This is a genomic window from Arthrobacter sp. M4 (assembly GCF_020251205.1).
Taxonomy (GTDB): Bacteria; Actinomycetota; Actinomycetes; order Actinomycetales; family Micrococcaceae; genus Arthrobacter.
In genome coordinates this window covers 21,046-32,893 of the sequence record NZ_JAIWYX010000027.1, presented here as the reverse complement: position 1 = coordinate 32,893, position 11,848 = coordinate 21,046, and the positions used below count along the sequence as shown (strand labels likewise).

Here is an 11,848-nt window from a genome sequence, read left to right as displayed (position 1 = left end):
AGCAACCTGGCCACCCTCGGCGACAGCACGGCCAATGTTCTGACCGACGGCACCAACCCGGCCATCACGGCCGCCGCAGGCGGCACCACAGTGAACGCCCTCGACGCCGGGGCCCTCGGCACCGGGAACGCCGCAAACGTCGCTCTCGGCGATGGCACGGCCAATGTTCTGACGGATGGCACAAACCCGGCTGTTACCGTCGCTGCCGCTGGCACCACGGTTAACGCGCTCGACGCCGGGACGCTGGGCACCGGCACCGGTGACCTTGGAACGCTGGGTGACCTGGGCAACCTGGCCAGCCTCGGCGACAACACCGCCAACGTCCTGACCGACGGCACCAACCCCGCCGCCACCGTCACCGCAGGCGGCACCACCATCAACGCCCTCGACGCCGGGACGCTCGGCACCGGAACGGGTGACCTCACCGGCGTCGGGACCCTGGGCGACCTTGGCAACCTGGCCAGCCTCGGCGACAACACCGCCAACGTCCTGACCGACGGCACCAACCCCGCCGCCACCGTCACCGCAGGCGGAACTACCGTCAATCTGCTCGACAACGGCATCCTCGGTGAAGCATCAGTGGGTGGGGCAACGACGGGTATCCTCGGCGGGCTGCTTCCAGGTGCGGTTGATCTTGGCGTCGCAGGCGTAGGAATCGAAGCCTTTGGTTCCACGGTTACACCGCCCAACAGCGGACCGGTAGCCGCACCCCCTGCCCAGGCACCGACTACAAGCGCTCCAACCACGGGCGGCGTCGCTGAAGCAGGTGCAGGAACCGGTGCCGCAGGAACTACTGCAAGCGGTACTGGCATTGCGGGGACCACAGGCGCCAGCGCCGCGCTGAGCGGTTCCTCGTCACTGGCAGGAGCCGGAATGGCCGCGCAGCCATCCGGGCAGTCACTAGCGGCCACCGGCTTCGACTCGTACTGGGTGTTGCTGGCTGCCGCATCAATCCTGGTTGGCTTGATCCTTCTTGGATCCGGCCGTAGGACTCGCGCCACAGCGCGAGCATAAGGAACTGCTTACGGCGGTTTCTTTATTGGGGGACCGCTCCTCATGGCCAAGGTCATTGCGGAGCAGTCTACAAGCGCCAGCACCGGCATCCGACGCCGGTGCTGGCGTTAGGCCCTCCCTTAGAGGGCCCCTCAAGTCCCAATGCGGGAGATCAGCGGCTCAGGCGCCTATCGAGGGACAGTGCACCGGGACCGAGGAACATAAAGGCAATCGAAACGGCAACGTACAGGATCAACAGCTCGGCGGTGACCCCAGGGCGATCTGTCAGGAGGGGCTTCCCTGCCTCAGTCACAAACCAAATGGACGCATAGAGAACTGCCGCGAGGAAACCCGCCACCCGGGTGAACGCTCCAAGCACCAAAAGCAGCCCAAGCCCTGTTTCCCCGGCAATCACAAGCCACGCCACGACGTCGGACTTTTGGACGCCCATGGCGGCGACCGAGGCCGCGAACGCTTCATGCCCGGACGCCAGTTTCTGCACTCCATGGACCAACATGAGGCAGCCAAACACAATGCGGAGGATTGCTGTGCCGCGGGCGGAGGAAGCAGGTGAAGCCTGTAGGAATCTCACGCAGTCAAAGTTGCCACGGCCACCCTCAAGTACCAAAAACAGCAGTGTGTACCGGACTAGCAATCACGAGGAGTATGGACCCTAATCCAGCCTGCGAAGGTTTCTGTTCGCGGGGCCGTCAAGGACCTCCCCGGTTGGCGAGAACCTGGATCCGTGGAGCGGGCAATCCCAGGACTTATCTGCATCGTTCCACGTCAGGATGCCACCCAAATGTGTACAGACCGCAGAAAGTTTGCAGGTTTGCCCATCCACAGTTGACACCGCTGTGGGCGTGCCGTCGCGGGTGATGATGCCGGTCCCTTCGGCGGGGGCCGGAACGCCGTCGTGTGGCGCCTTGGCCACTCGCGAACGGCCGTCGGCCACTGCCCTGGCCGCACCCAGGTTTAGACCGGCAAATGACGTCACCCCGGCGGGGTGCGTGACTCGGTGGTGAAGGGTTTTGGCCCAAGCCGGACCGCCGCCAAGGATCTGCGATGAGATACCGAGGGCGGCCACGACGGCATTGGTCATTCCCCACTTGTTGTAACCCGTTGCCACGTAGATCCGCCCAGCGCCACGGGGCAAAAGACCGAAGATAGGCATCAGACTGACGGATTTGTAGTCCTGCGCGCCCCAGGCAAGCATCGGTTCCGCGCCGGAGAAGTGTTCGCGGCCCCAGGCAATGAGCTCGTCGACCCTCTGCTTGGGGGACGGAAAGCGGCCGGTGGGGTGTCCGTTCCCTCCCACCATAAGGATCTCGCCGTTGTCGCCCGGTGTGGTCCGGACCGAACGCACTGGCGATTCCGCCGAAAGGTACATCCCTTGGGGCAACGTGGAGGGATCCGGAACGTTCATCGCCACGGCGTAGGAGCGGTGGGCCAACAATTTGGTGAAGTAAAGTCCGCGGTTGAGGATTGGGTGGCCGGTTGCCAAGACCACGGTTTCAGCGTTCATCGAACCGGCGTCGGTGACTACCTTTGCCCTTCCGGGCGTTTCGACGTCGTGCACCCGGCAATGCTCCACGATCCGCCCTCCTCTGCCGCGAATATCGGCTGCCAGTGTTTCAAGGACGTCCATGGGGTCGAATTGTGCCTGCCGCGGCAAGAGAATTGCATTCCGAACGGAAAATGGAAGACCTGTTTCGCGGGTGGTCAGCACACCAAGCCCGGCTTCCTTTGCGGCCTTCAACTCGGCTTCCAACTGGCGGACGCCGTCATCCGTCGTGGCGTAAGTGAACGCGTCCCGCACTTGGTACGGGGTGCCGTGTTCGTCAAGGTACCGGAGCAGCCACGCTTGCCCTTCCTTGTTGCCCTCAACATGCGCGGCCACCACGTGCGCCGAGTAGAACTTGCGGAGCCCGGACAGAACAGTGCCCTGGAGGATGCTGAGTTTTGCGGTGGTCAGGCCAGTGTTTCCGCCCCCGATGGTGCGGCCCTCCAGCACTGTAACCCTCATGCCCGAGCGGACTAGTAGAAGGGCGGTGACCAGTCCGGTCAGGCCCGCTCCGATGACGACGGCGTCGACGTCCTCCTCGGGGATGAAGCTATCCCTGACAGTCGCGGTAGTACCCGCCGTGCGACGACGATCGAGCCAGAGGGACGTCATGGTGGACTCCTGGTCCTGCAGTTTTGGCGCTTCCGAGCAAGTGACTACAAGGTAGCTCCGGAGGTGCACTAAATCCAGACCGTTGCCTGAACACAAAAGCCGGCCCACCGGATGGTTCCGGTGGGCCGGCTTTGCACTCATGCGGCACGCGGCCGCATGAAATAAACCGAGTACGGACTAGGCCAGGGTGGCCAGGACCTCATTCAGCTTGGCCGAAGGACGCATAACCTCGGAGGCCTTCGCTGCATCCGGACGGTAGTAGCCGCCGATGTCCACGGGCGAGCCCTGTACAGCCGCCAGCTCAGCAACGATGTCCGCTTCAGCAGAGGTCAGCGCATCGGCAACCGAAGCAAAAGCTGCAGCGAGTTCTGCGTCGTCAGACTGCTTGGCCAGCTCCTGGGCCCAGTAAAGGGCCAGGTAGAAGTGGCTTCCGCGGTTGTCCAGCTCGCCGACGCTGCGGCGCGGGGACTTGTTTTCCAGGAGGAACGTTCCCGTGGCTCGGTCCAGCGTGTCAGCCAGGATCTGGGCACGGGCATTGCCCGTGGTTGCGGCCAGGTGCTCAAAGCTCACAGCCAAAGCCAGGAACTCCCCGAGGCTGTCCCAGCGGAGGTGGTTTTCCTTCAGGAACTGCTGGACGTGCTTCGGGGCGGAGCCGCCTGCACCGGTCTCGAACAGGCCACCGCCGTTGATGAGCGGGACGATGGAAAGCATCTTGGCGCTGGTGCCGAGTTCCAGGATCGGGAAGAGGTCCGTCAGGTAGTCGCGGAGGACGTTGCCGGTTACCGAGATGGTGTCCTGGCCCTTACGGATGCGCTCCAGCGTGTAGGCCGTGGCTTCAACGGGAGACAGAATCTTGATCTCAAGACCCTCGGTGTCGTGGTCCTTGAGGTATTCGTTGACCTTGGCGATCAGGTTGGCGTCGTGGGCGCGCTCCTCGTCCAGCCAGAACACGGCCGGAGTCTGGGAAGCGCGGGCACGGGTAACGGCCAGCTTGACCCAGTCGCGGATCGGCACGTCCTTGGTCTGGCATGCACGCCAGATGTCACCAGGGAAAACCTGGTGTTCGATGAGCACGGCACCCGAACCGTCAACAACCTGGACGGTACCGGCTGCCTCGATCTCGAAGGTCTTGTTGTGGCTGCCGTATTCCTCGGCGGCCTGGGCCATGAGGCCAACGTTGGGTACGGTTCCCATGGTGGTGGGGTCGTAGGCGCCATTGGCACGGCAGTCGTCGATCACGGTCTGGTAGACACCGGCGTAGCAGCTGTCCGGGATGACAGCCAGCGTGTCCGCTTCCTGTCCGTCCGGACCCCACATGTGGCCACCAATGCGGATCATGGCGGGCATGGAAGCGTCAACGATAACGTCGCTGGGCACGTGGAGGTTGGTGATGCCCTTGTCCGAGTCAACCATGGCCAAAGCAGGGCCTTCCTCAAGGCCCTTGGCGATGGCAGCACGAACATCCTCACGGATGTCCTCGGGCAGTTCGTCGATACCGTTGAGGATGGAGGCGAGTCCGTTGTTTGGGCTCAGGCCAGCTGCCGCGAGCTGCTTGCCGTAGGTGTCGAAAAGTTCAGCGAAGTAGGCCTTCACCACGTGGCCGAAGATGATGGGGTCGGAAACCTTCATCATGGTGGCCTTCAGGTGTGCCGAGAACAGCACGTCCTCTTCTTTGGCACGCTTCACCTGCGCGGCCAGGAAGTTGTCCAGGGCCTCAGCGCGGAGCACGGTGCCGTCAATGACTTCGCCGGCCAGGACCGGGAAACCGCTCTTGAGGACCTTGACTGCACCGTCCTCGTCGACGAATTGGATCTTCAGGGTGTTGTCGGCCTTGATGACCACGGACTTTTCGTTGGAGCGGAAGTCATCCACTCCCATGGTCGCCACGTTGGTCTTGGAGTCCGAGCTCCAAGCGCCCATGGAGTGCGGGTTCTTGCGGGCGTAGTTCTTGACCGAAAGAGGAGCGCGGCGGTCAGAGTTGCCCTCGCGAAGAACCGGGTTCACGGCGGAACCCTTGATCTTGTCGTAGCGGGAGCGAATATCCGTTTCCTCGTCGGAGGAGGGGCTGTCCGGGTAATCCGGCAGGTTGTAGCCCTGGGCCTGCAGTTCCGCGATGGCGGCTTTCAGCTGCGGGACGGAGGCGCTGATGTTGGGCAGCTTGATGATGTTGGCTTCCGGCTTCTTCGCCAGTTCGCCGAGTTCAGCCAGCGCGTCGCTGGTCTGCTGCTCGGCGGTCAGGTAGTCGCCGAAGGCTGCGATGATGCGGCCAGACAGCGAGATGTCACGCGTTTCCACCTCCACACCGGCGGTCGAAGCGAAAGCCTCGATGATCGGAAGGAACGAGTAGGTGGCGAGCATCGGCGCTTCGTCAGTGTGGGTGTAGATAATCTTGGCCATTGGCGGGGTGTCTCCCTGAAGCTCTGCGTAGATCCGAGAATCTGGTGCTGTTTCAACATACCTAACTTACCCGAGGAGACAGATTTGACCTCCACCGCAGGGCACTGCAGACGGCTTCGTGACGTGACCAGGATGAGGCCGGAGGCCTAGTTTTAGGGCTTCTTGTATGGCTGGCCACTCGGCCATGTGTTCCGTGTCACGCTAGCGGACGCCACTCGCGCTCCAAGGGTCCGCCGCCTCGACGGTTCCTCAATGCGTCCAGGGGCGAACTGCCCACTAAATCCTCCAGCCTGGTAGCGCCGATCCCCATACGAAGGCGGGGGCCAGCCTGAAGATGCCACCGAGCGGCGAAGGGCTTCAGCTGTTGCCGCACTCCCCCGATCGGGGTGTCTAAGCCAACGCGTAAACGAGAACATGACTGACCTCCACACGTGATCGTGCGCCCGCCCAGTCAGACGATTGTTGGTATTGGATCGAAGGTACTCCCGCCGGCCGCAATGCGCCAGAGGATCGTCGGATATCCGGAACGCAAGTGAACCGGCCCGCAATACCCTGAAATGACAAGATTCGCAACAAGACTTTACAAAATTTGTCATATTTTGGTAGGTTCTGACCCGTCTGTCGGCGGAAACGTCCGCTGGCCAGCCTCCGTCGGATCAACACCTAGGACAAGCATGACCAGAACAAGGACACTGACCTCCACCCTACTGACCCTTTCCGCCGCCACCGTGCTCGCTGTGGGCAGCGCAGGCGCGGCTGCCGCCGTCGAACTTCCAGCGCCGGTCATCACCGGCGGAACCACCGAGACCGGGACCACCGGGAGCGCTACCACCGAGGCCGGGACCACCGGGAATGAAAGCAGCCCAGGCGCCGCCGTCGTTAGCGGAGCGGGCTCCACTGTCGCTTCAACCGCCGTCGCCGCGCTGAAGACGGTAATTAATGCGGCGGACTACTGGACGGCCGACCGGATGCGGGCCGCCGCTCCCGGCGAAATCCTTGCGGGCAAGGCACTGGCTCTTTCCCGTCAGTCGCCCGCAACCCCCCAGCCCGTGGCAACTGGCCATCCCACCACCATTGAGGCAACCCGGCCCAGCGCAGTGGAAGGCACAAACCCCACGCTTCGAAGCCAATCTCCGGCATCCACCGCTGGATCGGACTCGCTGACCCGCAAGGTCTACGCGACCGAGTCCTCCACGTCCCACATCGGCAAGGTGTTCTTCACGGTGAACGGAGCAGATTACGTCTGCTCAGCCAACGCCGTGACATCGGCAAACAAGAGCACCATCGCAACGGCGGGACACTGCGTTACCGGCGGCACGGGCTCAATGGCCAGCAACTTTGTTTTCGTACCGGCGTACTCGAACGGTTCGGCCCCGTACGGGAAGTGGACGGCAAAATCGTTCTACTCCCCCGTCGAATGGAGCTCGCAGAGCAACGTCCAGTACGACACAGCCTTCGCAGTGATCAACCCACTCGACGGCCGCAGCCTGACGGACGTCGTGGGGGCTTCCGGCCTCGCGTTCAACGCACCCCGCGGCCTGGACTACAAGGCCTACGGCTACCCAGCAGCCCCGCCATTCAGCGGCGAAGCACTCCAGAGCTGCTCCGGAACGGCGCATGACGATCAAAACAACCCGCAGTTCAATACCCAGGGCATCCCGTGCACCATGACAGGCGGCGCGTCCGGCGGTCCCTGGTTCATGGGCACCTCCTCCAGCGGCTACCAGAACTCCGTGAACAGCTACGGATACGGCAGCGGATCCAGCGAAATGTACGCTCCGTACTGGGGCACAGTGATTCAGCAGAGTTACCAAAACGCCTCGACCGCGGCCTAGCGGAGGTGCTGGCTGAGAAGCCACGGGACCCTGGCGTTTGGTCGCCCGCCCGGTAGCAGTACGACGGCGACCCCCACCAATGAAGCGGCCGTCCCCTCCCGGTTTGATTCGGGAAGGGACGGCCGCTTTTCGCTTCCCCTCGGAAGCTGCCCTTGCGCTGTTTTAGTGGAAGAAGTGGCGGGAACCCGTGAAGTACATCGTGATTCCGGCCTCGTTGGCGGCGGCGATCACTTCCTCGTCCCTAACGGAACCCCCGGGCTGGACGACGGCGCGGACACCGGCATCGATCAGGATCTGCAAACCATCCGCAAAGGGGAAGAACGCGTCGGAAGCTGCCACGGCACCGCGGGCCCGCTCCGGCGACCCGGTAACGTCGGCGCCGGCCGCACCGCCGGCAGCATCGACGTCGGACTCCACCGTGACGCCGAGCGTGTTGGCGCGTTCCACGGCCAGTTTGCAGGAGTCCAAGCGGTTCACCTGGCCCATGCCGATGCCGACGGCGGCACCGTTGTCGGCTAGCAGGATCGCATTGGACTTCGCGGCGCGGCATGCGGTCCAGGCGAAGGCCAGGTCCGCCAGCGTTGCGTCATCAGCTGCCTCGCCCGCGGCGAGGGTCCAGTTTGCCGGGTTGTCGCCGTCGGCGTCCACCTTGTCGGAGGATTGGATCAGCACGCCACCGGAGACCTGGCGGATTTCCGTCGGGTACCGGCCATAGCCGTCAGGCAGCGCCAGCAGGCGGATGTTCTTCTTCTTGGAGAGGATCTCCACCGCCTCGGGCTCGAAGCCAGGCGCGATGATCACCTCGGTGAAGATGCCCGCCACGGTCTTGGCCATGCCCGCTGAGATGGGACGGTTCGCGGCAATAACGCCACCGTAGGCAGAGACGGGGTCGCAGGCGTGGGCCTTGGCATGTGCGTCGGCAATGGGGTCTTCCGCGCCGGGCGAGGCGACGGCGACGCCGCACGGGTTGGCGTGCTTGATGATGGCCACAGCGGGGTCGCTGAAGTCGAAGGCCGCACGAAGGGCCGCGTCGGCGTCAACAAAGTTGTTGTAGCTCATGGCCTTGCCGTGCAGCTGGTCCGCCTGGGCGATTCCAGCAGGTGCGGCCTTGTCCACGTAGAGGGCGGCCTGCTGGTGCGGGTTCTCGCCGTAGCGGAGGACCTCGGAGCGCTCCAGGGCCAGGCCGGCGTAGGCGGGCCAGTCAATGAAGCCGTCGCCGTCCTCGTCGAGGAACTGGCTGGCGGTCCACGAAGCCACGGCGTTGTCGTAGGCGGCGGTGTGGGCGAAAGCCCTGGCCGCCAGGCGGCGTCGGGTCTTCAGGTCAAAGCCGCCCTCGGCGGCGGCACGCACCACGTCACCGTAGAATCCCGGGTCGGTGACAATCGCGACGGCGGCATGGTTCTTGGCGGCCGAACGCACCATGGCGGGGCCTCCGATGTCGATCTGCTCAACGACGTCGTCCTGTCCCGCGCCGGAGCGGACGGTCTCGACGAACGGGTAGAGGTTCACCACCACCAGGTCGAACGGTTCGATCTCCATTTTCGCGAGGGTATCCATGTGCGCCTGGACGCGGCGGTCGGCAAGGATGCCGCCGTGGACGCGGGGGTGCAGGGTCTTCACCCGGCCGTCCAGCATTTCCGGTGAGCCGGTGACTTCTTCGACTTCCTTCACAGGGATGCCCGCGGCTGCGATCTTCTTTGCCGTGGAACCGGTGGACACGATTGCTACGCCGGCAGCGTGCAGGCCCTTCGCGAGCTCCTCCAGGCCGGTCTTGTCGTACACCGAAATCAATGCTCGGCGGATGGGCACACGGTCAAGCTGGATCAAGCTCACAAAAGTCTCCGTCGTATCTCGCTGGATGGCGCGTTTGGTGGGGATGCCGCAAGTTTATCGCGTTGCTGAAATCGCGCCGCACGGCGTCGCGTCTGTGAAGCCCGCGATGAAATTGGCGACGCCCAGTCAAGCCCTTGCGGAAGTGCGTGGCATCGGCTGGGATTGAGATGGCTGAGGGCCGACGACGGAAAAGGGACAACACTGTGATGGAACAGACAGGCCCGGACCACGGGCAACATCTGGACACTATGACCACGCCTGAGCTCGTTTCGGCGATGCATGCCTATAACGCCCAGGTGCAGGGTGCCGTAGTCGCCGCCACGGATGCGATTATTGCAGCCGTCGACGGCGCCGCAGCCCGCCTGTCGTCCGGGGGCAGGCTGATTTACGTGGGCGCCGGAACTGCCGGACGCCTGGCCGCCCTCGACGCGAGCGAGTGTCCCACAACATTCGGCACGGATCCGTCCCTTGTGCTTGGCATCGTGGCCGGCGGACCCGAAGCCCTGGGCAAGCCGGTGGAGTACGCCGATGACAACGCGACCGCAGGCGCAAGGGACCTGCACGATGCCGACGTCACAGCGAGTGACGCCGTCGTTGGCATCTCCGCCTCGGGGCGGACACCTTACGTGATCGGCGCGCTTGAGGAGGCTCGGAAACGGGGCGCGCTCACTGTTTCTGTGGCCTGCCACCCCGACTCCCCCATCAGCCACCTCGCGGACGTGGCGATCGACGTCGTCGTCGGCCCTGAACTCCTGGCAGGCTCCACCCGCCTGAAGGCGGGCACGGCGCAAAAGTTGGTGCTCAACATGATCAGCACCCTAACCATGGTGAAGCTGGGCAAGACCTACGGAAACCTCATGGTGGACCTCAAAGCCCGCAACCCGAAGCTCATCCCCCGCGCACAACGCACCATCCAGCACGCCACAGGCGTGAGCGAGGATGAGGCATTGCGTGCCCTCGATTCCGTCAACGGCTCGGTCAAGGAGGCCATCCTGGTGCTGCTGGGCGGGGTCGAGCCTTCGAACGCCAAGGCTGTCCTCGAGGAAGCCGGGGGTTCCCTCCGTGAGGCTATCGCCGCCAGCGGCTAGGCATTCGCTGTCGTAGGGCAGCATTAGAGTTCTTAGCAGGAGGCACCCATGAACATCTACACCACCCTGCCAAGCGGCGAACAAGTAGTTCAGGAACTGCCGTGGCGGTGGAAAGTCCAAGGGCGGATCTTCCTGATCGGCGGGCTCGGCTTTATGTTCGATGCCTGGGACGTAACGCTCAACGGCGTCCTGATTCCCCTGCTCTCGAAGCATTGGTCCCTTAGCGCAGGCGATGTAGCGTGGGTCGGCACGTCCAACCTCATTGGCATGGCGCTTGGCGCTTTCGCCTGGGGAACCATTGCGGACACCATGGGCCGTAAGAAAGCCTTCACCGCCACGCTGCTGGTCTTCTCCTTATTCACGGTCCTCGGTGCATCTGCGCCGGATATCGTGTGGTTCTGCATCTTCCGCTTCCTGGCCGGTTTTGGCTTGGGCGGCTGCATCCCTGTGGATTATGCGCTGGTGGGCGAATTCACGCCTCGCCGACAACGTGGCCGCGTGCTCACGGCGATGGACGGATGGTGGCCGATAGGTGCCGCCCTTTGTGGATTCGTTTCGGCCGGGCTGGTTGCGCTCTTCGCGGACTGGCGGTTGACCATGCTGGTTATGGTGCTGCCGGCCCTTCTGGTCTTCTGGGTCAGGCGAAGCGTTCCCGAGTCGCCGCTCTTCCTCATCCATCAGGGCAGGCGGGATGAGGCAGCCAGGATCATCGACCAGCTGGTGAAGGACACCGGCGCCGACCCCCGGCCCTACAGCCTCCCGGAACCGCAGGACGCGCCCTCGCTGTCCGCCGGCAGCGCCTGGCAGCAGCTGCGCAGGGTGTGGCAGTACGACTGGAAGATCACGACGGCGGCCTGGTCGCTGTTCTTCAGCATCCTCCTTGTGTACTACCTGTCCCTGACGTGGATGCCGCGGATCCTGATCGGCGCTGGATTTGAGGATTACAAGGCCTTTGTCACCACGGCGTCCATGGCTGCCGTGGGCTTGCTGGGCGTCGTTGTGTCCGCGCTGCTGGTTGAATGGGCCGGCCGGAAATGGATCCTTGCGATCACCGGACCGCTCTCAGCATTGACGCTGGTGATTGTCGCGGTCGTGGTGGGCATCCCATCGGCTGCGGTGTTCTGGCTCCTGGCGTTCGGCTTTGTGGTTCAGGTGGCCATTCCCGTGCTGTACGCCTACGTTTCGGAGCTCTACCCCACGGAACTGCGGGGGTCCGGTTTCGGTTGGGCGTCCACGTTCTCGCGGATCGGCGCCGGCTTTGGCCCACTTGTGTTTGCCCAGTATTTCTGGCCTGAGTTCGGCCTCGCCAATTCCTTCGCGTTGGCAGGAGCGCTGGTGTTGGCGTCAGTCCTGTGGATGGCATTCCTGGCTCCGGAAACCCGGCAGAAGAGCCTCGCGTAACTCATGGATTCGACGGCGCCCCTGAACTCCCAGAATGCCAGGGGCACCGTCGGAGGCTGGGAGTGACGCCGCAGGGCGCAGACCGCATTGGCAGCCTGTCCGACCGTCCTGGCGTCACGTCACCA

Annotated in this window: 8 protein-coding genes; 4 read left to right on the top strand and 4 right to left on the bottom strand. The window is 63.8% G+C overall.

Annotated elements, in window-relative coordinates:
- On the top strand, positions 1 to 1,014 hold a 1,014-nt coding region (locus tag LD110_RS22520), incomplete at its 5' end, for a hypothetical protein (RefSeq protein ID WP_374200381.1).
- A 151-nt stretch (positions 1,015 to 1,165) separates the two neighbouring features.
- Here LD110_RS22520 and LD110_RS22515 read toward each other — a convergent pair.
- The 3 genes from LD110_RS22515 to LD110_RS22505 form a co-directional block, all read right to left on the bottom strand.
- On the bottom strand, positions 1,166 to 1,585 hold the full coding sequence (locus tag LD110_RS22515) for a DoxX family protein (RefSeq protein ID WP_225502174.1): 420 nt from the start codon (positions 1,583 to 1,585) through the stop codon (positions 1,166 to 1,168).
- 81 nt (positions 1,586 to 1,666) lie between these two features.
- Positions 1,667 to 3,169 (bottom strand): FAD-dependent oxidoreductase, encoded by a 1,503-nt coding sequence (locus tag LD110_RS22510; protein ID WP_225502173.1) that lies wholly within the window; start codon positions 3,167 to 3,169, stop codon positions 1,667 to 1,669.
- 177 nt (positions 3,170 to 3,346) lie between these two features.
- On the bottom strand, positions 3,347 to 5,566 hold the full coding sequence (locus LD110_RS22505; protein ID WP_225502172.1) for an NADP-dependent isocitrate dehydrogenase: 2,220 nt from the start codon (positions 5,564 to 5,566) through the stop codon (positions 3,347 to 3,349).
- A gap of 674 nt (positions 5,567 to 6,240) precedes the next feature.
- Here LD110_RS22505 and LD110_RS22500 point away from each other — a divergent pair.
- The gene (locus LD110_RS22500) at positions 6,241 to 7,401 is read left to right on the top strand and encodes a serine protease (protein ID WP_225502171.1); all 1,161 of its coding nucleotides are present in this window, start codon (positions 6,241 to 6,243) and stop codon (positions 7,399 to 7,401) included.
- 162 nt (positions 7,402 to 7,563) lie between these two features.
- On the opposite strand, the gene purH is transcribed toward LD110_RS22500, so the two are convergent.
- Positions 7,564 to 9,234, bottom strand: a complete 1,671-nt coding sequence (gene purH, locus LD110_RS22495) for a bifunctional phosphoribosylaminoimidazolecarboxamide formyltransferase/IMP cyclohydrolase (RefSeq protein WP_225502170.1) — start codon at positions 9,232 to 9,234, stop codon at positions 7,564 to 7,566.
- A 206-nt stretch (positions 9,235 to 9,440) separates the two neighbouring features.
- Here purH and murQ point away from each other — a divergent pair, with 206 nt between their 5' ends.
- Entirely contained in the window at positions 9,441 to 10,322 is an 882-nt protein-coding gene (gene murQ, locus LD110_RS22490) for an N-acetylmuramic acid 6-phosphate etherase (protein ID WP_263855461.1), read from the top strand.
- 48 nt (positions 10,323 to 10,370) lie between these two features.
- Entirely contained in the window at positions 10,371 to 11,723 is a 1,353-nt protein-coding gene (locus tag LD110_RS22485) for an MFS transporter (protein ID WP_225502168.1), read from the top strand.
- Positions 11,724 to 11,848 lie beyond the last annotated feature (125 nt).

Bases quoted from the DNA above. Each gene is read 5' to 3' on its own strand.
- LD110_RS22485 (WP_225502168.1), top strand. From the start codon at position 10,371: ATGAACATCTACACCACCCTGCCAAGCGGCGAACAAGTAGTTCAGGAA.
- LD110_RS22510 (WP_225502173.1), bottom strand. From the start codon at position 3,169: ATGACGTCCCTCTGGCTCGATCGTCGTCGCACGGCGGGTACTACCGCG.
- LD110_RS22505 (WP_225502172.1), bottom strand. From the start codon at position 5,566: ATGGCCAAGATTATCTACACCCACACTGACGAAGCGCCGATGCTCGCC.
- LD110_RS22500 (WP_225502171.1), top strand. From the start codon at position 6,241: ATGACCAGAACAAGGACACTGACCTCCACCCTACTGACCCTTTCCGCC.
- murQ (WP_263855461.1), top strand. From the start codon at position 9,441: ATGGAACAGACAGGCCCGGACCACGGGCAACATCTGGACACTATGACC.